This is a genomic window from Pseudomonas sp. COR18, from assembly GCF_048568395.1.
Classification (GTDB): Bacteria; Pseudomonadota; Gammaproteobacteria; order Pseudomonadales; family Pseudomonadaceae; genus Aquipseudomonas; species Aquipseudomonas fuscovaginae_B.
Genome location: NZ_CP183808.1, coordinates 5,686,038 through 5,708,599, shown reverse-complemented (window position 1 = coordinate 5,708,599; position 22,562 = coordinate 5,686,038). Strand labels below are relative to the sequence as shown.

Here is a 22,562-nt window from a genome sequence, read left to right as displayed (position 1 = left end):
GAGTTACAAACTACGGCGGGCAACTTGTCGATATACCGGCTGATCCGGGATATCCGCCTTGCCTTTCCGGTGTCGCGAAATGAGGGTTTTAAGTCCTTTGTGCCATTGCACTCCCGTCTCATAATTCATGCTGAAACACACCCACAAGCGCCAGCACAACAAGGCGCTCTCATTCCTTGGACAATCATTCACTACGTAAGGAAAGATCCAATGAGGCTTGATAACAAGACGGCACTTATCACCGGTGGCACCAGCGGAATTGGCCTGGCGACTTCCAAGTTGTTCATTGCAGAAGGTGCCCGAGTTGCAGTGACCGGTCGCGACGATACAATTTTTGGAAAAATCCAGGCTGAACTGGGCGAGGACGCCCTGGTTCTCAAGGGTGATGTACGCTCGCTTGACGATATGCGCAAGATCGCGGCTCAGGTGCATGAAAAGTTTGGCGGGTTGGACATTGTATTCGCTAACGCCGGCTGTGCATTGCCCTCGCCCCTCAACGACATAGATGCCGCTCTCTATGACGACATCATGGATATCAACGTCAAGGGCGTGGTGTACACACTTCAGGTCGTGCTGCCAGCGCTGCGTCAGGGGGCATCGTTCATATTGAACACCTCTTTCGTGGCCCAGACGGGCAAGCACAATATTTCCCTGACCGCTGCGGCCAAGGCGGCAGTGAGGTCCCTAGCACGCAGTTGGTCTTTCGAATTTCTGGATCGCAAGATCCGCTTCAATGCGATTGCCCCTGGTGGAATCAACACACCTCTCTTGTCGAAATGGGGCATGCCCGAAGAAGATCTTCAACATTTCAAAAGCGAGTTTGCGAAGTTTGTTCCTGTCGGCTACATGGGTGAACCCAAGGATATCGCTTATGCGGCCCTGTATCTCGCAAGTGACGAATCTTCCTATGTGGTCGGCACGGAGCTTGTGGTAGATGGCGGCGCATCCCAGCTTTGACTCATAGGGCAAGTTACGCCCGAGCGCATTACCCGTACCTTTTCAACTACCAGCCGCCATTACAACCCACTGTAATGTTTTATTGGTTGGGTATTGCTTACTTTGATTCACAATATGGGTGCTTTTATCATGACTGAAAAAAATGATGATAAGGGTTTCGACCAGTTATTAAAGGCTGGGCATTCCCGTCGCAACATTCTCAAGTTCGGCAGCGTGGCGACCTTGGGCGCCATGTTCGGCGCAAGCACGTTGCTTGCTCCTGCCGCGTCAGCATCTGCCGCCACTGCAAAACCTTTGGCTCAGCCGAACCAGCCTGCCGCGATGTCCCCTCATGACCCGCTCACTATTTTGATAGTCACTTACGATGGCGGAACACTGCTCGACTTTGCTGGCCCGAGTGAAATCTTCCACCGGCTTCCCAATACCCAGGTGCGTTATGCCAGCGTCAAGGGTGGAAACGTGACGTTGGAATTCGGGGTCGTCTATGGAAACACCGAACGCCTGGCTGATATCGAAAAAACGGATCTGATTCTTGTTCCTGGAGGGTCGGATCTCTCTGTCCCGATGCAACCGGAATATCAGAAACAGATCCGCCGCCTGGCCGAAAGCGCCAAGCACGTCACCTCGGTGTGTAACGGATCCCTGGTTCTGGCCGCCACCGGCATTCTCAATGGCAAGAAAAGCGCCTGCCACTGGGCTTTTATCAACAAGCTCGGCGAGTACGGCGCGATTGCGGTACCTGATCGCTTCGTGGAAGACGATAACGGTCGCTTCATGAGTGGTGGCGGTGTGACAGCAGGTATCGACTTTGCTCTGCGCGTCGCAGCGAAGCTGCGAGGCCAAACAGCTGCCGAGTTCACGCAATTGGCGATCGAATACGATCCTGCGCCGCCATTCCACTCTGGTCACCCAAGAGACGCCAGGCCCGAGGTGATTGCCATGGTCGACAAGGACCTTCCCGGAGCATCCAAGGGCCTCGCTCGGATTCCAGGCGTCAAATGAAGTCTCCACGCCAGGAGGCCGGCCCCTGGTCAGCCTCCTGGTCACCTCTGATGTAAAAATTGTGGACTGAAACACATGCCGATCATCACACGGAAAATCACTGTATCAACCGCCGCCATCCTGCTCACCACAGCTTCTTCCCTCGCGTGCGCCGCGAATGTGCAGCCTGCGACCGAAACAGCTATCAAGGCTGAAAACATTCGCTGGGCCGAAGCGTATAAAAACGGGGATTACCAGGCCATCGGGCGCTTGTACACCGAAGATGGCGCACTGCTGCAACCGGGTGGGGAACGGGTCGTGGGGCCCGCCGCGATTGTTGCGTACTTTACAGAGGCCTTCGTGGGCAAAAAGCCCAATACGGTCACCTTCAGCGATTACGAGTTCTACGGCGATGACCAAGCGGTTACCGAAGTGTCAGATGCGGTTGTTCGTGATCACACGGGCAAGGTCCAGTACCGGGGCAAACAGATCCTGATCTTTTTGAAACAGAACGGAGAATGGAAACTTCATCGGGACATGTGGAACGATAATGAGGCTGCGAAGCCGCTCAACCCCTGAGCATTGAAGGTCACTCCACACACGCAGGGGCGGGTTGGGCATCTTCTTTCAGCCCGTCTCTGCGTTGGCGCCGGATAGACTGGGGTGGATGACCATGGATCTTGATGAAGGCCCGACGCATCCTTTCCGGATCGACAAATCCCACCGCCAGCGCAATCTGCTCGATCGGCTCACTGCCATCCTGCAACCGCAGCCTCGCTGCTTCTACCCGCAGGCGCTCCACCGCCCTTGCAGGCGTTTCTCCGGTCTCTCGGCGAAAGGCCCGTCCAAACTGCCGCAAGCTCAGTCGAGCAGCGTCAGCGAGCCGTTCTACCGGCAGTGGCTCAGCCAGGTGGGCACGGGCGAAATTCAATGCAATCCGAATCCGGTCTGATTGCGGGTCCATTTGCGACATCTCGGAAAACTGGGATTGTCCCCCCGGACGACGGTAGGGAACCACCAATAACCTTGAGACCCCACGCGCCACGTCGGCGCCCATATCCTTCTCGATCATCCCCAAGGCAAGGTCTATCCCGGAGGCGATACCGGCGGAAGTCCAGACATGGCCATCCATGATGTAGATACTGTCGGCCTCGACCTTGATTCTGGGAAAGTTGGACCGCAATTGCGCTGCATATCGCCAATGAGTGGTTGCCTTTCTTCCGTCCAGCAACCCGGTCTCGGCCAGCAGAAACGCCCCCGTGCAGACGCTGGCCACCCGGGCAGCGTTCGCGCTCAGAACTTTCGCGGCGATGACCGTCTCGACGGTCCGCATCGGAGCGATGTCCCCCCCGACGAAAACCACGGTATCGAAGGTTTCTCCCTCATAAACCGCAGTCTCGATGGGCAGTCCCGTATTTCCCGACACGCTTCCACCCGTCAGTGACACCACGCACAGCTCATAGGGACTTTGACCTGCCACAGTGACCACCTGGTTGAACGCCGAAAGTGGCCCGGCGAGATCGAGCGCGTCATGGCCGTGGCAAACGAAGAATCCGATCCGATGCATGATCAGTTGTTCCAGGAGCAGGGAGGAAAGATCCACGATGAACTGATGGTAAATCATTCCGACAAGGAGCCAATGGACCCTGCTCCAATATGGCTTGAAATGAGGGAAAAACGTCGTTTGTGCTGCGCCAGTCTGTCCGTAGAGTCAGTCGGACGCTGCCCCCTGAAGCTGGCCTGGATAGGCCACGCCTCTCATTGAGTGGCACGCCCCGAAACCTGGGCTTGGAAACATCAGCCCGTTTCAGCCGGCTCATCAGCGCACAAGGCGTTACGCCGGCCATGACCACTGACACATGCAGGCCTCAAATCATGACTTCACATCTGAAACCCATCGCCACCACCGAATACGACGCAGTGATTCAGGCAGCACAAGCCTATATCGAGGGTTATCGCACGGCAGACATCGCGCGAATCAACAGCGCCTTTCACCAGGACGCCATCATGTGGGGCTACAGCGGTAATGACCTGCTTCAGGGCCCGGCCATTCCCGTATTCGAAAGTTTTTTCGAGTCGTTGGGAGCGTCACCGAATGCTCGCAGCCGCCTGGATATCCTGGCTATTGCGCCCACCGCCGCCGTTGTCCGTGTGGACATGGAAAACGACGTCATGGGCGCCAGCTTCCACGATTTTCTTTCGCTGCTGAAAGTTGATGGCGAGTGGAAAATCATCTCCAAGATCTTCCAACGGTATGACTAGGGTCTGTACGAAATGCTTTCGAGCGAAGGCCAGGCAAGGCGGTTTTCAACGCAGCCTGGGTGAGCGCAGATACATTTCGTGCAGAGCCTGGTCAGGCGCCCCGGCAGTGACTTACTCAGAGAATGCCCTGTGCCGGGGCCCCCGACACCATGCCCCTCCTACTGCGTGCGCCCGAGCGCCTCGGCAAGAAACGAAGCCGTCCGACTTCCGGACGCCATCGCTACCTGCCGGGGCGTGCCGGCCGCCACGATACGACCACCGGATTCCCCGGCCCCCGGCCCCACGTCAATCACCCAGTCGGCCTGAGCCACCACGCGCATGTCGTGCTCGATCATCACCACCGTGTTGCCGGCCTCGACCAGGCGCTGCAACTGCACCAGCAGGCGGTCGGCATCCGCGGCATGCAGGCCGGTCGTCGGCTCGTCGAGCACGTACAGGCTGCGGCCTCGCTGGCTTCGCTGCAGCTCCGTGGCGAGCTTGATACGCTGCGCTTCACCCCCGGACAATTCAGTGGCGGGCTGCCCCAGTCGCAGGTAACCCAAGCCGATCTCACGCAACAGCCGCAGCGGGCGGGCGATGGCCTCTTCGCCCGCGAAGAAGTCATGGGCTTCTTCCACGGTCATGTACAGGACATCGGCGATGTTGCGCCCGTTCCAGCGCACGGCGAGCGTGGCCTCGTTATAGCGCGCGCCATGACAGGTCGGACATGGTGCGTAGACACTGGGCATGAACAGCAGCTCCACGCTGACGACCCCCTCCCCTTCGCACGTTTCGCAACGCCCCTTTGGCACATTGAAGGAAAACCGCCCGGCATCATAGCGATGACGGCGCGCATCCGGCGTGGTAGCGAACAGCTTGCGCACGTGATCGAACAAACCGGTGTAGGTGGCCAGGTTGGAACGTGGCGTGCGGCCAATCGGCTTCTGGTCGACCTGGACCAGGCGCTGGACAACCTCCAGGTCTCCGGCCAGATGACCGCCGGTGACCTCGAGCACGGTGGGGCCTTCAGCCTCGGCACTTTCCGCCGCATCGTCCTGCGGCTCGTGCCCCAGGTGCAGCAGCAACTCCGGCAGGGCCTGGGCGAACAGGCTGGACTTGCCCGACCCGGAGATGCCCGTCACCGCCGTCAACACCCCTAACGGGATGCGGGCGTCCACGCCATGCAGGTTGTGCCGCCGAATGCCGTGCAGCTCCAGCCATCCGGCCGGTTCGCGCTCACGGCTGAGCGGCGCGGGGATCTCGTCGAACAGATAACGCGCGGTATGCGACTCGGCAACTTCACGCAACCCCTGCGGCACACCGCTGTAAAGCACGCGGCCGCCACGCTCTCCCGCGTCCGGCCCGACATCCACCAGCCATTGCGCACGACGCATCAGATCCAGGTCATGCTCCACGACAAAGACCGAATTGCCGGCATCGCGCAGTGTGTCCAGTGAGTCGTACAGGGACTGGCTGTCAGAGGGGTGCAGGCCCGCCGAAGGTTCGTCCAGCACGTATACCACGCCGAACAGCATGGAGCTCAGTTGCGTGGCCAGGCGCAAACGCTGCAGTTCGCCAGCCGACAGCGTCGGCGTCGCCCTGTCCAGGGTGAGGTAGCCCAAACCCAATCCGCGTAGCTGGCGCAGACGGGCCATCACACCACCCGCCAGGCGCTGCGCGGCGAGACGCTTTTCCTGCGAAAGCGTGCTGGTGCGCCGCACGTCAGGCGCGCTCGCATGAACCGTTCGACGGTTGGCGGCACGCTCGGCACGGTCACGCCGTGTCACCCCGCGATCGCTCGTTTCCTGTGCCGTGTGAGCGGGGAAATCGCCCAGGGCAACAGGCTCGAGCAAGGCCGCCAAGCGATCCAAGGGCATTTGCATGAACTCGCCGATGTCCAGCCCGGCAAACGTCACCGACAACGCCTCGGGCTTGAGTCGCTTGCCATGGCAGGCCGGGCACAGCCGGCCCTCCATGTAGCGCGATACGCGCTTTCGCATCAGTGCGCTTTGGGTGTTGGCAAAGGTGTGCAGCACATGGCGCCGGGCGCCCGTGAAGGTCCCCATGTAGCTGGGTTCGAGTTTGCGCTTGAGCGCCTCACGGGTCTCGGCCGGCGTGAGGCCCGCATAGACCGGCGCCGTGGGTGTCTCCTCGGTGAAAAGAATCCAGTCCCGGTCCTTCTTCGGCAAATCCTTCCAGGGACGATCGACGTCGTAGCCCAGAGTGACCAGGATGTCGCGCAGGTTCTGGCCATGCCAGGCCGGCGGCCAGGCCGCAATGGCGCGCTCACGGATGCTCAGCGAGGGATCGGGCACCATGCTGGCCTCTGTCACCTCGTACACATGACCCAGACCATGGCAGGCCGGACAGGCGCCTTGCGGCGTGTTCGGCGAAAAGTCCTCGGCATGGAGCATCGGCTGATGGGCCGGATAAGTGCCGGCGCGCGAGTACATCATGCGCACGAGGCTGGACAGTGTGGTCACGCTGCCCACCGAGGAACGCGCATTGCTCGCACCCCGTTGCTGCTGCAGCGCGACCGCTGGCGGCAGGCCGTCGATGGCATCGACATCAGGTACGCCCGCCTGATCGATCAGTCGCCGCGCATACGGTGCAACCGACTCGAAGTAGCGCCGCTGCGCCTCGGCGTAGATCGTGCCAAACGCCAGCGAGGACTTGCCGGAGCCGGACACGCCGGAAAACACCACCAGCGCATTGCGTGGGATGGCGACATCCACATTCTTGAGGTTGTGTTCCCGCGCGCCACGCACTTCCACCTGGCCACTGGCCGCAGCGCTGCATGAGGATTCACCGTATGAAGGGTTTGGCATGTGTTCCTGTCCTGCTGTTCGTGGAGGGCAACGCGCTGAAGGTGCGGGTAAACCGCAACTCATGCTGGCGATGCCGCATTATCGAGCGGGCAACGGTTTCCTTCGCGATACCCCGTCTGGCTCGTGAGTGTGGTCGGTGCGTTGCGCGGGTGCAATGGCACAGATTTCAAGCCGCAGTTGTTGACGAAGGGCTCGATCCGCGCTTCAACCGGACGGAGCAGGCGCTTTTCATGAAGCAGGCAGCAGCGCCGGCTGACGTAGCAGCTGAGCAGCAACGACTGGAGCGTGCCGATGCCCTGGTCATCGTCTACCCGATCTGCTGGTGGTCATTCCCCGCCTTGCTCAAAGGCTGGATCGAGCGTGTGTTTTCGATGGGCTGGGCCTACGAGGAAAGCGACAACGGCAGTGACGATGATGGGGGTGCGTACCGAGGTCATCTCGGAGAAAGGCGCAACTGTTGCGGAGTTGCGTTCAACAGCCGACGCATCAAACGCCGCAACGCAGTTGCATCCTGGTATCCGACCAGTGCCGAGACGGCTTCGACGGAGTGCTCGCCGGATTCGAGCAGTGCCCGCGCCTTGTGCAACTGCACCCGCTGGATGAGTTGCCGGGTGGAGTGCCCCGTGGCCTTGTGGACGTGGCGCGACAAGGTCCGCTCGGACATGCCGACACTCGCGGCCAGGGCCCTCACTCCCGGTAGATCCGGCAAAGAAGCCTCGATCTGTGCGGTCAGGCGTGAGACCAGGGCATTGCCTTGCACCATCATGGCGGGCACCACGAACGGGGACTGCAATTGCCGGCGATCCAGCAGCAGGGCCTTGCTCACCCAATCGGCTATTTCAGGCGACAGACGCCTGCGTAGCAGGTGCAGCATCAGATCGGTTTGAGCGAACGCGGCCCCCGCCGTGGTCAGGGGAGGATCGGCCAGCACCATGAAATCCGGGTCGACACGACAGCCCGTTGCCATCTTCTGCAGATGCGGAGCCAGCCACCAGGAAGTCGTCACGCTCCGTCCTTCCAGCAGCCCCGCCGCCTGCAGCAGAAAGACCGCCGAGCAGGAGGCGGCCACCTCCTTGCCGTTTGCGATGTGCGAGTTCAACGCCGCCAGCAAGGGAGCCACCCAGGGCTCCTTCAGGCGCTGCTCGAGCATCCCGATATCACTGACCCCGATTCCGGGTATGACCCAGCAGGAGTTGTCCTCGACCTCGGCCTCGAATGGCTCCACAGGCAACTGCAGGCCATGCCCCAACCCCACCCATCCGGGTTGAGGGCCGCACACGCGCCAACGTGGCGTGGCCAGGCCGCGACGCTCCGCAACGGCTTTTGCGGTGGCGAGGATGTCCAGGGTGGAACAGACGCTGGAGGCGAATGCACCCGGTGTGACGATAAGGGTGAAATCATGCATTGACCGATTATGCACGAAAAGAGACAGATCGGTCACTGTTGCAGCGGTCGGGGAGCTGGCCCAATAGCACCTCCTTCCATCCACAAGGTTTCAGCCATGCCCAATATCCTGATCAAGGTACCCCGCGGAGCGTTCAGTGAGCAGCAACGCGAGCGCCTGCTGCAGCGCGTCAGCGAGGTCGCAATCGCCTGCGAACACATCGGCAATGACCCCCGCCAGCGCGCCCTGTGCTGGGTACTCACCGAAGAGGTTCGAGCTGAAGACTGGTTCTGCGGTGGCGTGAACCTGCATGCCCAGGCCATTCCCTGCATCCTCAGGGTCAAGGTGCCGGCCGGTGTTCTGGACGAGCGGATGCGCAAGAACTATGTGCAGGCATTGCACCAAGCCGTCGAACAATGCCGGGAACCGAATGATCGGCGCATGCTGATGACGTCGATACAACTGGTGGACGTCGCCGATGGCACGTGGGGAGCGAACGGAAGCCTTTGGCATCTTGCCGATTTCACCCGTGCCGCCGGTTATGGGCATCTTGCCCCCTGACCTCCGGGGGCAAGCAAAGGAACCGCTGACCAAGGCCTGCGCTTGTGCAACATTGCCCATCACACACGAAACCAACTCATATCGCCAAATCCAATACCCTACGGGAAAGAGATCAATCAGAACGACTGAGTTGAGATTTGGCATTTGCTGATATCCACAGCTCATAGTGTCGGGGACGAATGGCCGTAGAGTTCTCAAACCCTGCGACGTACTGAATGATTGTATCTGGCCAGTTCATTCTTATAGCCGATGCAAGCCCTTCGGCCTCTGCTCGTTCCGAAAGCATAAAATAACGGATTTCTGTTTTGCGGGGCGTGTTTGCACGCAATTCAACGCCAGGAACAGCCACTGCGTCAGATCGAAGGGCTACGGCTGTTTGCTCGGCGGCAGACCGCTGGGCTTCAGAGCTTATATGTATATAGACCCTGGCTTGCGTAGGGGCTTTACGAATCCCGGGTTTGGGGCTGAGTTGCTGCTCCAGCTCACCAATGCGTTGCAACAGGTTGTCGCGCTCTAAAGTGCTGAGGTTTGAGTTTCTCACCTGCTCTTGAAGCTTCTTCTTCTCGACTTTTGTTTCCTCGTACTCAGCCTCAACAATTTTTGAATATTCCCCCCAACGCTCCCTTAACTCCGGCGAGCGCGTGACACTTGCAAAATATTGAGACAGACGACGGCGAACGCCTATATCTTCTTGCAGCGCCTGTTCAAGGAGCTTTGCACTTGACTCCTGTTCTTTTATTTCTACTTCCCGCTTCTGTATTTGATGACTGATGACAGTAGAAAAAATACCGACAACGACGGCACCCAGAACAAACTGCCAAAAAGTAATCCAGATCCTGAATCGTTCCTCTGACATATGGGCACCTTTATTGGATTTAACCATAGACAACTGCAGCAGTAAGCTTATTGAATCAGAGCAAAACAAACCCAATAGTGTCATTGACTATTTTTTTAGCTGCTTGAAGCGCTGCATTTATTGCTGCCTCAACCAGTATCAGGCTCATGCCCTCTAAAGCCAGCATGACGGCTCTTGCCGTATTCCTCTGCATTTCCAGGAGTACGCTGGCTTCACCTTCATCTATTTGATTGGTGAGCTTCAATTTTTCAATTTGCACCAAGGTTCTTGCCAGTTTCTCCAGCTCCGCCTCAGCATAGTCCTTAATGGCTGGCCATTTTTTACCAAACTCTAATTTTGCCGCAGCAACCATGAGCGGAAAAATTTCATCAATTTTTATGCTTGCCATTTTCACGCCCCTTATTTACTTGATTCTTCGTCATTGCCGTCGCCGCGTTTTTTAGCCAACTCAAGCGCCATAATTGCTCCAAGATTTTGGTTAAACATATTTCTCACTGGCTCTATGAATGCGCGCTTCAGCTTTTGCCCCCCTCTATTTGGCTCGTTCTTTGTAGCCCCATTTTCGGTTTTGCAGTCCATAGAGAGATCAACGCCGTTACTCTTGACTTTTTCTTTTTGCTCAATCGAGAGAGCCCCATCGATACATCTTTTATTGAGAAGAACTAGCCAGGCGAGGTTTTGCTCCGCCAGCTCTAGCTGTTGGATCGTCAGTTTATTTTTGTAGATTGCGCTTGCCCTTACGCCAATTGCATTTATATCTGACAGGACATCGGTATAAAATTTTTGATTTGCTTCGTATTTCAGGGCATCATCGCTGGAAAAACGAAGAGACGTTAAGTGCCTGTCAAGTGACTTCTGCAACTCCTGAGTTTGTTTATCTATGTTTTCATCGTACCGGGATACAAGCTGGATGGATGTACACGCCTCGATCGAGGAAAGTGCAACTATAAATATAGCCGTCCTACTCATGCATTTAGCTATCATCCTGCTGACGCTCGTTGACAGTTATTGGACTACTACATGCAGGGAACTGGATAGGCGTGCGTTGGCTGTGGGTAGACCGGAGATGTATCTTGTCAGCCTATACAAGTCCCTTTGCCAGCAAAGCTGACACTGATTGAGCATAGTTAGAAATAGAAAGATGGCAATATGCCACTCGTCGACCAGTCGGAGCGGTCCGAATGGCAAGGCGACGATGGGGAGTGGCGCATCTCATGGGCTGGGGCGAACCTTCACGAACTTCAAAAAATGACGTCAAAAAGCAGTCACCGGACGATCCATTTCAATAGAAAATCAATTACGCAAGATAATGGCAAATTGCCAATACTCTAAATCAATCTGCATCAACGGCAGGGATGAGCTAGTTTTTTCACCATCGATAGGGAAAGAAGTGATGGCAACTTATCGTATAACTGTACTTGGCCGTTCCTTGCTAATACCAATAATCTTGAGTGGTTGTGCCGCCTTTAACCAGACACATGATGAAGTGGTAGTCCGCGAACCTGGCAATCGACTCTTGGGCAAGCCATTTCCCAATCAAATCGAAGCGAAGAATCATTGGCAATATGCTTGGTTGTCCGACGCCGCGTACGCGCGTGTTGTTGTCGATGAGCCCAAAGATATCTGCCAGGGAACGACTGCCAATCAGGTACTGGCAAAGCATGGTTGGACACGCTGGACTAATTTCCCACTTCCCAATGGCCACCTGGATACGGTCATGAGAGATTCCCACCTTCGTGCGGAAGTCTGGGAGAACCGTGACCTGAAGCAGGTTGTGGTTGCGTTTGGTGGCACCGTGTTCAAAAGCGGCAAGGATTGGAAATCGAATCTCCGCTGGTTCACGTTCAAGGTTGACGACGAGTACACGCGCCTGGTGAGAGACTTTGCGCCTGCTTTCGTGCAAGAGTATTCAGACCGTAGCCGATCAGCACAGGGACGCTGGCTAGCCGACGCCAAGCTGATTTCCACCGGCCACTCTCTTGGCGGGGGATTGGCCCAGCAGTTTGCCTATGCCCTTCCTGCCACACCTGCGAACCTGAAGGTGTCCCACGTGTATGCATTTGATCCATCGCCCGTAACAGGATACTTCAGCGTGGATCCAGCGACCCGTGATGTAAACCGTGTGGGACTGTCTATCGACAGAATCTATGAGCGCGGTGAAGGCCTTGCTGTGCTGCGATCATTCACCAGTCTGTTCGTTAGGCCATCATCTGTCGACCCGAGCATCAGAGGTGTTCGTTACAGCCTGCTCGTTGGCGGTAACGCTGTATCGAATCATTCCATGCATGATTTCGCCTGCGCCATACAGAAGGCCTCGGGGATGAGCATAGGGGAGTTGCATTGATTGCCTGCATCAACGTGCTTCCCACCTTCTGCTCACACTCCAAAGACCTTCTGTGCCGGACGTCCTCCCGGATGATGGCAGGCCCGCCCCAGGATTCACTTATGCAGAATCGCCTGGTGAATGTCCTGCAGCGCCATGATCCGCTGCGCGGCATTGAGTTTGATCGCCTCCTTGGGCATCCCGAACACCACGCAGCTGGCTTCGTCCTGGGCCACCGTGGTGGCGCCGGCGTCGAGCATTTCCCTGAGGCCGCGCGCGCCATCGTCGCCCATGCCGGTCATGATGATGCCGGTGGCGTTCTTGCCGGCGAATTTGGCCACGGAGCGAAACAGCACGTCCACCGACGGACGATGGCGGTTGACCAGGGGGCCGTCGATGACTTGGGCGTGGTAAAAGGCACCGCTACGGGTCACCATCAGGTGTTTACCGCCCGGAGCGATCAGGGCCAGGCCGGGCAGGATGCGGTCGTTGTTGCGTGCTTCCCGGACTTCGATCTGGCACAGACTGTTGAGGCGCTCGGCGAAGGAGGCGGTGAATTTCTCCGGCATGTGCTGCACCACCACCATCCCCGGGCACACCCGCGGCAACGCCGTCAGTACCGTTTCCAGGGCCTGGGTCCCGCCGGTGGAAGTGCCGATGGCGACAATGCGTTCGGTGGTCTGGGCCATGGCATGGCCGGTGGCCGCGGGCAGGATCGCGTCCGCGCTGAGTTTGCTGGCGGGCACCGGCGCAGGCGTTACGGGGGCGCTGCGTTTGCCCAGGTTCCTGACGTTGGCATTGGCCGCCGCGCGAATCGCCCCGACCAGTTCGCCCGCCGAGTCGATCAGGAAATTCTTCAACCCGGTGGTCGGCTTGGTGATGATCTCCACGGCGCCGGCCGACAGCGCCTGCAGGGAGGTTTCCGCGCCCTTCTGGGTCAGGGACGAGCAGATCACCACCGGCGTCGGCCGTTCGCTCATGATCTTGCGCAGGAAGGTGATGCCGTCCATGCGGGGCATCTCCACGTCCAGCACGATCACGTCCGGCCATTCCCGGGCGAGCTTGTCCATGGCGAAAATCGGATCGGAGGCGGCCCCCATGACCTGGATATCCGGCGTGTCGTTGAGAATCGTCAGCAGCACCTGGCGCACCACGGCCGAATCATCGACCAGCAACACGCTGATTTTTCTGTTAGGCATGTTCTAGAGGGTTCCCATTGGTTGGTGCCGGACCCAGACGTTGCCGTTCCACAGGTCGAATACAATCGTGCGGTAGCCGGTACTGCCCATGTCCTGGGCAGCCAGGTGCAACCGATGCTGCTCGGCCAGGTCCAGCGCCGCGCGGATGTTCAGACGGGCCACGTCCTGCGTCGACACGGCGCGGCGCTGCTCGGGGAACATCTCGCCACCGCCGAACAGCTTGACCTGGTAATCCTGCGGCGTGGTGCCGTGGGCGCGCGCGTGCCGCAACAGCAGCTCGACCGCCTCGTCGGCATAGCGGCCGTCCAGACACTGGTCGCGGCGCAAGCGTGCCGGCAGCATGAAATGGCACATGCCGCCGATCAGCCGTTGCGGGTGCCAGAACGTGAACGCCACGCACGATCCCAGCAAGGTACGCAGGCGCGTCGCCCGGGAGGCAAAGCTGACCTGCCCTGGCGCCAATATCACTTCACTCACATCTACGGGCTTTTTCATGGTTTGCGATAAATCGACGGAGCCACCAGCTTGAGCGTGTCATTCACGCCGTGGAGGCTTTCCGAATGGCTGATGATGAAGTAACCACCGGACTTCAGGCGCGGCAGCAGGCGGGCCACCACTTGGCTCTTGGTCTTCTGGTCAAAATAGATCATGACGTTACGCAGGAAAATCACCTCGAACTCACCAAGCTCGGGCAGGCTTTCATTGAGGTTGACCTGGACAAAATTGACCCGGTTGCGCAGGGCCTTGTCGATCAGGAAGGTGCCCTCCTGGCGGCCAACACCCTTGAGGCAGTACTTGGTCAGCAGCGGCGTGGGCAAGGTGCCAGCGCGCTCCATGGGGTAATGCCCGGTGCGCGCCCGAGCCAGTACCTGGGTGCTGATGTCCGAGCCGACCACCTCCCAGGGCGTGGTCCCCAGATGTTCGGCCAGGGTCATGGCCAGGCTGTAGGGTTCCTCGCCGGAAGAACTGGCCGCGCTCCACACGCGAAACACCTTGCCTGGCGCGGCCTTGGGCAGGACCTGTTGACGCAGGAAGTCGAAGTGCTTGGGTTCGCGGAAAAAATAGGTTTCATTGGTGGTCAGCAGATCCAGCGCGACCTGCCGCTCCCCCTTATTCTGATCGCTCATGATCAGCCTGAAGTACTCGCCGTAAGTCTCCAGTTCGAAATGCTTGAGGCGTTTGAACAGGCGCCCGGCCACCAGGGCCTTCTTGGCGATCGACAGATTGATACCGGCCACGCGGTACAACCAGGATTGGAACTGGCCGAACTCACGATCATCCAGAGAAGCGGTGTCTGACATGTTCGAACCTTAACGCGCGTCCAGGTCGAGCCCCGGTGCCTGGGCGACCTCGGCGAGGCTGGACATCTCGTCAATCGACAACACCTTGTCCACCGCCAGCACGATCACGAACTTGCCGTCGACCTTGGCCATGCCGCTGATGAAATCGGCGCGAATCCGCGCACCGAAGCTGGGTGGCGGTTCGATCTGGTCGGCCGGTATGTCCTGCACCGCGGAGACGGTGTCCACCAGCAACCCGATGTCCTGGGGCTCACCCTCCTCGCTCCGGGCCTCGATGATGATCACACAGGAGCGCCGGGTGATGGTCGAGGTTGCCCGGCCAAAGCGGGCCGACAGGTCCACCACCGGCACCACGGCACCGCGCAGGTTGATCACGCCGCGCACAAAGGCGGGCATCATCGGCACCACGGTGAGGCTGCCGTACTCGATGATTTCCTTGATGCCCAGAATGCCGAGGGCGAACATCTCGCCGCCGAGTATGAAGGTCAGGTATTGCGCATCCTCGTCTGTCGCGATCGCAGTGTGGCGGGTGGTCATTACAGCGCCCATGTCATTCTCCCTTTGAGCCGGCCTCGATCCTGCGATCAGAAGCGGGTGAACTCCGATTCGTCCAAGGCTTCGGCCATGTTGTGGGCGAACGCCTTGCGCGGTGCCTGCGCCACTGGCCGCGCGGCCTGGCGGTCGGGCACGTGGCCGGGGTTGTCCGGGCTGCGAACCTGAGCGGCCCTGGCAGTGGAATCGAGCACGAAGAAGCTCATGGCCTGCTGCAACTGCTCGGCCTGGCTGCTCATTTCTTCCGCGGTGGCGGCCAACTCCTCGCTGCTCGAGGCGTTCTGCTGGGTGACCTGGTTGAGCTGGGTCATCGCCATGTTGATCTGCGAGACACCGGCGGCCTGTTCCTCGGAGGCGGCGCTGATTTCCTGCACCAGGTCGGAGGTCCTGGTGATCGACGGCACCATTTCATCGAGCAGCTTGCCGGCCTTCTCGGCCATGTCCACGCTGCTGGAGGACAGCTCACCGATCTCCTGGGCGGCCACCTGGCTGCGCTCGGCCAGCTTGCGCACCTCGGCAGCCACCACCGCGAAGCCCTTGCCATGCTCGCCGGCCCGTGCGGCCTCGATGGCGGCATTGAGGGCGAGCAGATTGGTCTGGTAGGCGATGTCATCGATGATGCTGATGCGCTGGGCGATCTTCTTCATCGCCACCACGGTCTGCTGCACCGACTCGCCGCCCTCGGTGGCTTCCTTGGCAGCCTTGCTGGCCATGCCATCGGTGACCTTGGCGTTCTCGGTGTTCTGGTTGATGCTGGCACTCATCTGCTCCACCGAGGCACTGGTTTCCTCGACGCTGGCCGCCTGTTCGCTGGTGGCCTGGCTCATCGATTGCGCGGTGGCGCTGACCTGCTCCGAAGCGCTGGCCAGGTTGTCGGCCGCGTTGCGCACGTCGCCGATGATATGCGCCAGTTTGCCGACCATGTTGCGCATGGCGTTGAGCACCATGCCGGTCTCGTCCCTGGCGCCCGGTTCGATATGGGCGTTGAGGTTGCCCTGGGCCAGATGCTCGGCGACAGCCGCGGCATGGCGCAACGGACGCGAGATGATCCGGGCGATGAACAGGGCCAGCCCCAGGCCGACCACCAGCGCCACGATCAGGGCCGCAACGATCGACAGGCGTGAGCTTTCGTACAACGCCGCCCCCTTGTCACCCGCCGATGTGGCGCCGGCGTCGTTGAGCAGGATCATTTTCTCCAGGCGCCCCGTGACCTCGTCAAAATGCACCTTGGACTCACCGCGCAGCACGCCACGGGCCTGAGCCTCCTCATTCTGCCGGGACAGCTCGAACACTTTCTGACTGCCCGCCAGGTAAGTGGCCCAGGCGCTCTTGACGCTATCGAGAAGCTGACGGTCCTCGTCGTTCGAGACCAGTTTCTCGTAGGTGTCGAGCCTGGTTTCGAACTGCTGGCGCGCCTCGGCGGCTTCGCGTTCCGCCTGGGCCTTTTCCTCGGCCACCTCAGTGGAGATGTGGCGGTTTTCCTTAAGCCGGTAGTTGGCCGCATAAAAGCGCATGCCTGCTGCGGCGCGCATGGAGGGCATCCAGTTGCCCCGGATGTCCTGGGCCGCCTGGTTGACGCTGCCCAATTGGACGATGGCGAAGGCTCCCATGGCCGCGGTCAGCGCCAGGACCACCAGGAAAGAGCTGATCAGCTTGATTGAAATTTTCAGATTGTAGAACCATTTCATCGGGGAACCTCCATGGAAATGCAAAGACTTCAGCGACCAACGACAGGAGACGACAAAGGTGCCTGGGCCGTACGGGCTTCCAGTTGTACGATCTGGCTGAGCAAGGCCGGTATATCCAGAATCAGGGCCACCGCACCGCTGCCCAGGATGGTCGAGCCGCTGATACCACGCAGTGCGCCAAACAGCTTGCCCAGGGGTTTGATCACGATCTGGAACTCACCGAGCAACTCGTCCACCACCAGGCCGGCCTTGTGTTCGGCATAGCGCACCACCACCACGTTCTGCCGCCGGGCTGCTGGCCCCTCGTGCCTGAAGTGTTCGCGCAGGTCCACCAGGGGCAACACCTCGCCACGCAGGTCCAGATAGCCCTGCCTGCGGCTGGATTGGCGCTGGTGCTCATCCAGCTCGACGCATTCCTGGACCATGTCCAGGGGGATCACGTAGGTCGCGTGGTCCAGGCCCACCAGGAAACCATTGATGATCGCCAGGGTCAGCGGCAGGCGAATGCGCACCACGGTCCCCTCGCCAGGACGACTGTCCAGGTCGACGGTGCCCCGCAGCAGGGTGATATTGCGCTTGACCACATCCATGCCCACGCCGCGCCCGGACAGGTTGGTCACCGCCTCGGCGGTGGAGAAGCCGGCCTCGAAGATCAGGTTGTAGATTTCCTGGTCGGTGAGCACCGCACCGCTGGCGACCAGCCCACGCTCCTGGGCCTTTGCCAGGATGCGCTCGCGGTTCAGGCCGGCGCCGTCGTCGGCGATTTCGATGACGATGCTCCCCGAGTCGTGATAGGCATTGAGGCTCAGGTGGCCCTTGCTCGGCTTGCCGGCCGCACGCCGGGCTTCGGCGCTTTCGATACCGTGGTCCATGGCATTGCGCAGCAGGTGCATCAGCGGATCGCCGATTTTCTCCACCACCGTCTTGTCCAGCTCGGTTTCCGCACCGTTGATGATCAGCTCGATGTCCTTGCCCAGTTCCTGGCTGACGTCGCGTACCACGCGCCGGAAGCGGTTGAACGTGTCGCCGATCGGAATCATGCGCAGGTGCAGCGCGCCATCGAGGATTTCCTCCACCAGCCCCGACACGCTCGAAGTGGCCTCCTGCAACGGATCGTTGTTGCAGGAGCGGGCCAGCAGGCTGGCGCCGGCGCTGGCGATCACCAGCTCGCCGACCAGGCTGATCAACTCGTCGAGCTTGTCGGCATTGACCCGCACATAGTTGCCATCCAGGGGTTTGGATTTACTGGCCGCCGGCAGGCGCTGGGGGACGGCAAGCGCGGCTTGCGGCTCAGACAGCGCGACATCCCTGCCAACAGGATCCCCGGGGGCCTCATCAACCATGAAGATGCGCACTTCGCACTCGTCACGCACGAAGTCGAACACTTCATTGAGGGTGGCATGACTGGCGGCGGTGGAGTAAAGGTCGATCTCGAAACCCAGGTAGCAGCTCTCCGGATCCCAGCTTTCCAGGGCCGGGATGCCATCGGTCAGGGTGGTCACCTGGGTCATCCGTCCCAGGGTATCGAGGTAGCGCAGGAACGACAGGGGGTCCATGCCATTACGGAACACGTCCACGCCGAAGCGCAAGGAGATGTGCCAGGGCACCTCGTCGTGGGTGCCCGCATCCGCTTCGGCTGCAGCGACTTCAACGTGCTCGACAGCCTCGGCAGGCGCCTGGTAGACACTCAGCGCCGCCCGCAAGGCCGCTTCCCGCTCCAGCGCCGCCGGTTCGAGCGCCTCGCCGCGGTTGGCGACCACCTCGATCAGCTCAAGCATATGGTCGCCGCACTTGAGCAGCAGCGCGATCAGCGCGGCGTCCACGGCCACACTGTCATCGCGCAGGCGATCGAGCACATCCTCGACGATATGGGTGAAGCTGACGATTGGCGTGAGGCCGAACAGGCCGGCAGAGCCCTTGATGGTGTGCGCCGCGCGGAAAATCGCGCCGATCGCATCCTGATCGCCAGGCTCGCTTTCCAGTTGCAGCAGGGATTGCTCCATGGTCTGCAACAGTTCACGCGCCTCCACGATGAAAGTCTGCTGTGCCTGATCGAGATTGATGCTCACCTGGACGTTCCTTGTCGATCGATAAACGGTCGCGGCGCCGGCTACAAGGCGCTGCGGCGACAGAGTTGAAGCGTTTGCATGACCGTCTGGCTCTTGCCGGTCAGGCTCAGGGCCGTACCGCCGAGGCCGGCTTCACGCTCTATGACCGCCAGCAACTGCAACCCGGCACCGTCCATTTCGGTGACCTGCGACAGGTCCAGCTCCAGGCGCGGCGCCGCGCCAATCTTCGGCAACAGCACAGACGCCAGCTCGGCGACCGTGTAGATCGTCAGCTCGCCTTCGATGCCGACACGAGCCGTATCGTCGACGATTTCATGGGTGACGGACATGGCAGCCTCCTCACGATCGGAGTGTCAGGGCAGGATCAGTTTGGAAACCGCCGCCAGCATCTGCGCCGGCTGGAACGGCTTGACCACCCAGGCCTTGGCACCGGCGGCCTGGCCTTCGGCCTTCTTCGATTCCTGCGACTCCGTGGTCAGCATGATGATAGGCGTGAACTTGTAGTTGGCCAGTTTCTTCACCTCCTTGACGAAGGTGATGCCGTCCATGTTCGGCATGTTCACGTCACTGATGATCAGGTGTACCTTCTGCCCGGTGAGCTTGCTCAGCGCGTCCTTGCCATCGCTCGCCTCGATCACCTCGTAACCGGCACCTTTCAGGGCGATTCCAACCACTTGCCGCACACTGCTGGAATCGTCGACCACTAATACGTTCTTCGCCATGATGGGCTCCTAAAAGAAGGTAATGTCTTGTGAAGTCTGCTGAGTGGCGACCGCGCCATGATGCGTGCGCCGCTGTTCGTCGGTGGCGTAGGTGGACTCCATGCTCGCCAGCCACTGCCGCACGTCGATGGCCTCGGCCCGTTCCGGCGCCTGGCTGACCTGCTGCAGGTGATCGTGCAAGGCACTGATGTTGTCGCGCACGTGGCTGAGGATCTGGCTGACCCGATCCTGGAATTGCAGGTTGACCAGCACATCGGTCAACTCGTCGCGAATCCCGTAGCTTTCCTGCTTGAGCAGGTCGGCGGAGTCGGCCAGGCGCCCGGTGATGTTCTGGAAGCGTTCGAGTACCAGCTGGATGCTCTGTTCGGACTCACCCACCGAATGGCTGTCCTGGTCGGCGCTGCTGGAAGCAGCCTCCACCAATTGGGTGATGGCGTTATTGATGATATCGACCTTGGCCGACATCTGCTGGCCGGTCTCGCTCGACTTGCTCGACAGGTTGCGCACCGCATCGGCCACCACCGCAAAACCGCGGCCGGCCTCACCGGCACGGGCCGCCTCGATCGCGGCATTGAGGGCAAGCAGGTTGGTTTGCGCGGCAATCGCCGCGACATCGGCGGCCATGGTGCGCAATTCGCCGGTATAGGCGGTAAGCCCCCGCACCTGGCCGAGCATCTGGTCCCGGCTGGTTTGGGTGGCCTTGAGCGAATCGATCACCTGGCTCAGTTCGCTGTCGCTGCGGGCCAGTACCTTGAGCGCGCCGTCGGCGGCCTGGCCATCGAGTTCGCCAGCCGCCTGCTGCGAGGCTTGTACCGTTTCCTCCAGGCGCGTGGCGATACCACTGAACCGATTGACCAGGCTGACAATCGCCTCCTCTGTCTGCAGGCGCGAACTTTCCACCTGCTTGGCCCAGATCGGCATGGCCCCCAGCAACACCTCATCCAGCTTCGCCCGCGAAGCCATGAGGTCTTGCTCTGCATTTTTGCTGCCCTGCTCCGCCAGTCCCCGCGCAGTGGAACGACGCAGCACCTCGCGCACCGAGCCGGCACTCCAGGCGCAGGCCCCCAAACCGATCAGCACCAGCACCGCGCAGGCCGCCAGGTTGGCCGGGGACGTTGATTGCAGGAGAATCCAGATAACGGCAGGTACCACCGGGATGAACGCGAACCAGCGAAAACGCGGATGACCAGAAACGGAACCAAGGCTGGACTGAGGTGGGGTCATGAGTTCGATCCTTGAATATCACTGCCGATGCAGACAACATAGAAGTTATCTGCGAGATATGCCTCCACTTTAGCCTTTTCCCTGTACCTTCCGTCTGGTTTATGGCCATTAGACAGCATAGCCGACTGCTCCGGGGTACGGAAGCGAACCTCGTTGCCGCCACGGCCAAGTCCTTGAAAACCTTGTACTGATGCGGTTGTCCGGCAGCCGGTAGCCGACCTGTGGAACGCCCTGTCAGGGCATCCAGCATGGACAAAATGCCAGTAACCGGCCTGAGCCAGGCGGTAGTAGCGTTATGCAGTCAGACATCATCATATGAGGGATCGAAAGATGGCCATGGCACTTCTGGGTGACTCGGACGAGTGGAATCTGAGCTACGAATTCGACGCTGCAGTCCCGGTCTCCGGTATCTATCTCTGCACCGGATGCGGCAAGGAACTGAGCGCCCGCAAGGGTGACCACTTCCCTCCCCGGAACCAGCACCGGCACTCGGACCAGAAGGTGGGCGTGCACTGGCGCCTGGTGGTCAAGACCGCCCACTAGCCTGGCGGCTGCTACGGCCTGCGGCCGGGCAGCATGCTTGAGCAGAGCACCCACCGGGAGGCATCGGCAGGCCGGCCGGGTTCTTCTCCAGTGGGTTTCGCCATGGGCCTACGCCCTCCTCCGCGGGGACCTCAAGCGACTGGCTATTGCACTCAACGGCCCGCCAGGTTTTCCCGAGCCCACGCCTCGGCGGTGGTGACTCGAATCGACTGCTGCTCGTTGAAAGTGCCCGCTTTGGGCCATGACACGCCCCTGCCCTGGGCGAACACCGCGCGGTACTTCTTGATGTGATGAGTGGGGTCTTTCTCCAACGCCTGAAGCAGGTACGGAACCGTCCACACGTTACGTTTGAATGGGCGTCCCAGTACGTGTTCGAGCAGACTCGCAAGCTCGGCGTACGTCACAGTGTCGCCGGATAGGTAGACGATCTGGTTGCGCAAGCGAGGTTCGAAGAAAACGATTTCCGCTGTCAGCGCACCAATGTCGTCTGGCGTCGTGAGCGTCACACTGTTGGCAAGACTGCCCAGCGCGTTCACCGTGTCGTTTTCGAAGTCGACCACCTCGAATACAGGCTCGAAAAGGAAGCTGGTGAACATGCCCGTCGAGATGATGACCCATTCCGTCTTGTCCTGGGCGCGAAGCAACTCGCGCACATCGAGCTGGGCATCGAACAGGTCCTGCGGGCTGCCCCGGCCGATCACCTCGAAGTCGACGCCAAACTGCCACGGGAAGTAGCGCTTCACGCCGGACTTGAGGGCTGCCGTCGCTAATTTCATCGGGGTTTCCCTACCTGCGACCATGCCGGCGCAGCCGATGACGGTATCGAACCGTGCGAACACTTCAGCCAACTGATCGATTGAATCATTCACCAGGTCTGCGGCGACCATCTGGATGCCCAGGTGCCGAAGCTCATCGATTTCCCGCTTTTTCTCAGCCACCTGGGTGTGGATGGTCGAATCCCTGAGCAGGACGCTGAGGGTGGAGCCGGGTTTACGCTTTGCCACTCGCGCGAGATTGCGCAAAACCGGAAGGCCAAGTTCGCCGGCGCCTAGAACAAGAATGGATTGGGGGGAAAGCTGGGTCACTTCGGTCATGATTTCTCCTGGGACCTGTTGCCTGTAGGATGCGCGAAT

At 60.0% G+C, this 22,562-nt stretch carries 23 protein-coding genes and 1 pseudogene; 8 read left to right on the top strand and 16 right to left on the bottom strand.

Annotated elements, in window-relative coordinates; translation table 11 throughout:
• The first annotated feature begins 210 nt into the window (after window positions 1-210).
• From ACM62G_RS26210 to ACM62G_RS26200, 3 genes are all read left to right on the top strand, one after another.
• On the top strand, window positions 211-957 hold the full coding sequence (locus tag ACM62G_RS26210; protein WP_419735942.1) for an SDR family oxidoreductase: 747 nt from the start codon (window positions 211-213) through the stop codon (window positions 955-957).
• Between the two features lie 129 nt (window positions 958-1,086).
• Window positions 1,087-1,959: a DJ-1/PfpI family protein gene (locus ACM62G_RS26205; protein ID WP_273822956.1), complete on the top strand. Its 873-nt coding sequence runs from the start codon at window positions 1,087-1,089 to the stop codon at window positions 1,957-1,959.
• A gap of 75 nt (window positions 1,960-2,034) precedes the next feature.
• A complete protein-coding gene (locus ACM62G_RS26200; RefSeq protein ID WP_419735941.1) occupies window positions 2,035-2,517 on the top strand; it encodes a YybH family protein in 483 nt (160 codons plus the stop codon).
• 10 nt (window positions 2,518-2,527) lie between these two features.
• Here the strand turns inward: ACM62G_RS26200 and ACM62G_RS26195 are convergent, their stop codons facing one another.
• Window positions 2,528-3,562 carry a GlxA family transcriptional regulator gene (locus ACM62G_RS26195; protein WP_239687990.1) on the bottom strand — a complete coding sequence of 345 codons (1,035 nt, stop codon included), beginning with the start codon at window positions 3,560-3,562 and terminating at the stop codon, window positions 2,528-2,530.
• A 221-nt stretch (window positions 3,563-3,783) separates the two neighbouring features.
• Here ACM62G_RS26195 and ACM62G_RS26190 point away from each other — a divergent pair, with 221 nt between their 5' ends.
• Window positions 3,784-4,200, top strand: coding sequence for a nuclear transport factor 2 family protein (locus ACM62G_RS26190; RefSeq protein ID WP_419735940.1), 417 nt, complete (start codon window positions 3,784-3,786; stop codon window positions 4,198-4,200).
• A 158-nt stretch (window positions 4,201-4,358) separates the two neighbouring features.
• Here the strand turns inward: ACM62G_RS26190 and ACM62G_RS26185 are convergent, their stop codons facing one another.
• Window positions 4,359-7,007, bottom strand: coding sequence for an excinuclease ABC subunit A (locus tag ACM62G_RS26185; protein WP_419735939.1), 2,649 nt, complete (start codon window positions 7,005-7,007; stop codon window positions 4,359-4,361).
• Between ACM62G_RS26185 and ACM62G_RS26180 the strand changes: the two are divergent.
• Window positions 6,977-7,405 (top strand): annotated as a pseudogene (locus ACM62G_RS26180) (NAD(P)H-dependent oxidoreductase); the annotation flags it as partial. The gene ACM62G_RS26185 and the pseudogene ACM62G_RS26180 overlap by 31 nt on opposite strands.
• Window positions 7,406-7,440: 35 nt before the next feature.
• Here ACM62G_RS26180 and ACM62G_RS26175 read toward each other — a convergent pair.
• The gene (locus ACM62G_RS26175; RefSeq protein ID WP_273822961.1) at window positions 7,441-8,412 is read right to left on the bottom strand and encodes a GlxA family transcriptional regulator; all 972 of its coding nucleotides are present in this window, start codon (window positions 8,410-8,412) and stop codon (window positions 7,441-7,443) included.
• Window positions 8,413-8,508: 96 nt separating this feature from the next.
• Between ACM62G_RS26175 and ACM62G_RS26170 the strand changes: the two genes are divergently transcribed.
• The gene (locus ACM62G_RS26170) at window positions 8,509-8,952 is read left to right on the top strand and encodes a tautomerase family protein (protein WP_419735938.1); all 444 of its coding nucleotides are present in this window, start codon (window positions 8,509-8,511) and stop codon (window positions 8,950-8,952) included.
• Between the two features lie 112 nt (window positions 8,953-9,064).
• On the opposite strand, the gene ACM62G_RS26165 is transcribed toward ACM62G_RS26170, so the two are convergent.
• From ACM62G_RS26165 to ACM62G_RS26155, 3 genes are read right to left on the bottom strand one after another with little or no spacing between them, the layout of a single operon-like run.
• Window positions 9,065-9,808 carry a hypothetical protein gene (locus ACM62G_RS26165; RefSeq protein ID WP_419735937.1) on the bottom strand — a complete coding sequence of 248 codons (744 nt, stop codon included), beginning with the start codon at window positions 9,806-9,808 and terminating at the stop codon, window positions 9,065-9,067.
• Between the two features lie 55 nt (window positions 9,809-9,863).
• A complete protein-coding gene (locus tag ACM62G_RS26160) occupies window positions 9,864-10,196 on the bottom strand; it encodes a hypothetical protein (protein WP_419735936.1) in 333 nt (110 codons plus the stop codon).
• 11 nt (window positions 10,197-10,207) lie between these two features.
• Window positions 10,208-10,777 (bottom strand): hypothetical protein, encoded by a 570-nt coding sequence (locus tag ACM62G_RS26155; RefSeq protein WP_419735935.1) that lies wholly within the window; start codon window positions 10,775-10,777, stop codon window positions 10,208-10,210.
• 424 nt (window positions 10,778-11,201) lie between these two features.
• Between ACM62G_RS26155 and ACM62G_RS26150 the strand changes: the two genes are divergently transcribed.
• Window positions 11,202-12,152, top strand: coding sequence for a hypothetical protein (locus ACM62G_RS26150; protein WP_273822968.1), 951 nt, complete (start codon window positions 11,202-11,204; stop codon window positions 12,150-12,152).
• Window positions 12,153-12,247: 95 nt separating this feature from the next.
• On the opposite strand, the gene ACM62G_RS26145 is transcribed toward ACM62G_RS26150, so the two are convergent.
• From ACM62G_RS26145 to ACM62G_RS26105, 9 genes are read right to left on the bottom strand one after another with little or no spacing between them, the layout of a single operon-like run.
• Window positions 12,248-13,330: a protein-glutamate methylesterase/protein-glutamine glutaminase gene (locus ACM62G_RS26145; protein ID WP_273822969.1), complete on the bottom strand. Its 1,083-nt coding sequence runs from the start codon at window positions 13,328-13,330 to the stop codon at window positions 12,248-12,250.
• 3 nt (window positions 13,331-13,333) lie between these two features.
• Window positions 13,334-13,825, bottom strand: a complete 492-nt coding sequence (cheD, locus tag ACM62G_RS26140; RefSeq protein WP_054059324.1) for a chemoreceptor glutamine deamidase CheD — start codon at window positions 13,823-13,825, stop codon at window positions 13,334-13,336.
• Window positions 13,822-14,631 carry a CheR family methyltransferase gene (locus tag ACM62G_RS26135; RefSeq protein ID WP_273822971.1) on the bottom strand — a complete coding sequence of 270 codons (810 nt, stop codon included), beginning with the start codon at window positions 14,629-14,631 and terminating at the stop codon, window positions 13,822-13,824. Before ACM62G_RS26135 ends, cheD begins: the two co-directional genes overlap by 4 nt.
• A gap of 9 nt (window positions 14,632-14,640) precedes the next feature.
• Window positions 14,641-15,180 (bottom strand): chemotaxis protein CheW, encoded by a 540-nt coding sequence (locus ACM62G_RS26130; RefSeq protein ID WP_273822973.1) that lies wholly within the window; start codon window positions 15,178-15,180, stop codon window positions 14,641-14,643.
• 35 nt (window positions 15,181-15,215) lie between these two features.
• Window positions 15,216-16,871 carry a methyl-accepting chemotaxis protein gene (locus tag ACM62G_RS26125; RefSeq protein ID WP_419735934.1) on the bottom strand — a complete coding sequence of 552 codons (1,656 nt, stop codon included), beginning with the start codon at window positions 16,869-16,871 and terminating at the stop codon, window positions 15,216-15,218.
• Between the two features lie 29 nt (window positions 16,872-16,900).
• Window positions 16,901-18,940, bottom strand: coding sequence for a chemotaxis protein CheA (locus ACM62G_RS26120; RefSeq protein ID WP_273822974.1), 2,040 nt, complete (start codon window positions 18,938-18,940; stop codon window positions 16,901-16,903).
• A gap of 41 nt (window positions 18,941-18,981) precedes the next feature.
• Window positions 18,982-19,269, bottom strand: coding sequence for an STAS domain-containing protein (locus ACM62G_RS26115; RefSeq protein ID WP_054059319.1), 288 nt, complete (start codon window positions 19,267-19,269; stop codon window positions 18,982-18,984).
• A 24-nt stretch (window positions 19,270-19,293) separates the two neighbouring features.
• Window positions 19,294-19,662: a response regulator gene (locus ACM62G_RS26110; RefSeq protein ID WP_054059318.1), complete on the bottom strand. Its 369-nt coding sequence runs from the start codon at window positions 19,660-19,662 to the stop codon at window positions 19,294-19,296.
• Between the two features lie 9 nt (window positions 19,663-19,671).
• Complete coding sequence (locus ACM62G_RS26105) at window positions 19,672-20,337, bottom strand: methyl-accepting chemotaxis protein (protein WP_419737563.1); 666 nt, start codon at window positions 20,335-20,337, stop codon at window positions 19,672-19,674.
• 879 nt (window positions 20,338-21,216) lie between these two features.
• Here ACM62G_RS26105 and ACM62G_RS26100 point away from each other — a divergent pair.
• Window positions 21,217-21,429: a protein L gene (locus ACM62G_RS26100; RefSeq protein ID WP_239688016.1), complete on the top strand. Its 213-nt coding sequence runs from the start codon at window positions 21,217-21,219 to the stop codon at window positions 21,427-21,429.
• 152 nt (window positions 21,430-21,581) lie between these two features.
• Here the strand turns inward: ACM62G_RS26100 and ACM62G_RS26095 are convergent, their stop codons facing one another.
• On the bottom strand, window positions 21,582-22,523 hold the full coding sequence (locus ACM62G_RS26095; protein WP_054062463.1) for an aromatic alcohol reductase: 942 nt from the start codon (window positions 22,521-22,523) through the stop codon (window positions 21,582-21,584).
• Window positions 22,524-22,562 lie beyond the last annotated feature (39 nt).

What these genes read in the sequence shown, in the direction of transcription:
- ACM62G_RS26160 (WP_419735936.1), bottom strand. Translation starts at nt 10,196, where the DNA reads ATGGCAAGCATAAAAATTGATGAAATTTTTCCGCTCATGGTTGCTGCG.
- ACM62G_RS26155 (WP_419735935.1), bottom strand. Translation starts at nt 10,777, where the DNA reads ATGAGTAGGACGGCTATATTTATAGTTGCACTTTCCTCGATCGAGGCG.
- ACM62G_RS26210 (WP_419735942.1), top strand. Translation starts at nt 211, where the DNA reads ATGAGGCTTGATAACAAGACGGCACTTATCACCGGTGGCACCAGCGGA.
- ACM62G_RS26190 (WP_419735940.1), top strand. Translation starts at nt 3,784, where the DNA reads ATGACCACTGACACATGCAGGCCTCAAATCATGACTTCACATCTGAAA.
- ACM62G_RS26195 (WP_239687990.1), bottom strand. Translation starts at nt 3,562, where the DNA reads ATGATTTACCATCAGTTCATCGTGGATCTTTCCTCCCTGCTCCTGGAA.
- ACM62G_RS26125 (WP_419735934.1), bottom strand. Translation starts at nt 16,871, where the DNA reads ATGAAATGGTTCTACAATCTGAAAATTTCAATCAAGCTGATCAGCTCT.
- ACM62G_RS26115 (WP_054059319.1), bottom strand. Translation starts at nt 19,269, where the DNA reads ATGTCCGTCACCCATGAAATCGTCGACGATACGGCTCGTGTCGGCATC.
- ACM62G_RS26165 (WP_419735937.1), bottom strand. Translation starts at nt 9,808, where the DNA reads ATGTCAGAGGAACGATTCAGGATCTGGATTACTTTTTGGCAGTTTGTT.
- cheD (WP_054059324.1), bottom strand. Translation starts at nt 13,825, where the DNA reads ATGAAAAAGCCCGTAGATGTGAGTGAAGTGATATTGGCGCCAGGGCAG.
- ACM62G_RS26200 (WP_419735941.1), top strand. Translation starts at nt 2,035, where the DNA reads ATGCCGATCATCACACGGAAAATCACTGTATCAACCGCCGCCATCCTG.
- ACM62G_RS26145 (WP_273822969.1), bottom strand. Translation starts at nt 13,330, where the DNA reads ATGCCTAACAGAAAAATCAGCGTGTTGCTGGTCGATGATTCGGCCGTG.
- ACM62G_RS26130 (WP_273822973.1), bottom strand. Translation starts at nt 15,180, where the DNA reads ATGGGCGCTGTAATGACCACCCGCCACACTGCGATCGCGACAGACGAG.
- ACM62G_RS26105 (WP_419737563.1), bottom strand. Translation starts at nt 20,337, where the DNA reads ATGCTCGGCCAGGTGCGGGGGCTTACCGCCTATACCGGCGAATTGCGC.
- ACM62G_RS26110 (WP_054059318.1), bottom strand. Translation starts at nt 19,662, where the DNA reads ATGGCGAAGAACGTATTAGTGGTCGACGATTCCAGCAGTGTGCGGCAA.
- ACM62G_RS26095 (WP_054062463.1), bottom strand. Translation starts at nt 22,523, where the DNA reads ATGACCGAAGTGACCCAGCTTTCCCCCCAATCCATTCTTGTTCTAGGC.
- ACM62G_RS26150 (WP_273822968.1), top strand. Translation starts at nt 11,202, where the DNA reads ATGGCAACTTATCGTATAACTGTACTTGGCCGTTCCTTGCTAATACCA.
- ACM62G_RS26135 (WP_273822971.1), bottom strand. Translation starts at nt 14,631, where the DNA reads ATGTCAGACACCGCTTCTCTGGATGATCGTGAGTTCGGCCAGTTCCAA.
- ACM62G_RS26170 (WP_419735938.1), top strand. Translation starts at nt 8,509, where the DNA reads ATGCCCAATATCCTGATCAAGGTACCCCGCGGAGCGTTCAGTGAGCAG.
- ACM62G_RS26100 (WP_239688016.1), top strand. Translation starts at nt 21,217, where the DNA reads ATGGCCATGGCACTTCTGGGTGACTCGGACGAGTGGAATCTGAGCTAC.
- ACM62G_RS26175 (WP_273822961.1), bottom strand. Translation starts at nt 8,412, where the DNA reads ATGCATGATTTCACCCTTATCGTCACACCGGGTGCATTCGCCTCCAGC.
- ACM62G_RS26185 (WP_419735939.1), bottom strand. Translation starts at nt 7,007, where the DNA reads ATGCCAAACCCTTCATACGGTGAATCCTCATGCAGCGCTGCGGCCAGT.
- ACM62G_RS26205 (WP_273822956.1), top strand. Translation starts at nt 1,087, where the DNA reads ATGACTGAAAAAAATGATGATAAGGGTTTCGACCAGTTATTAAAGGCT.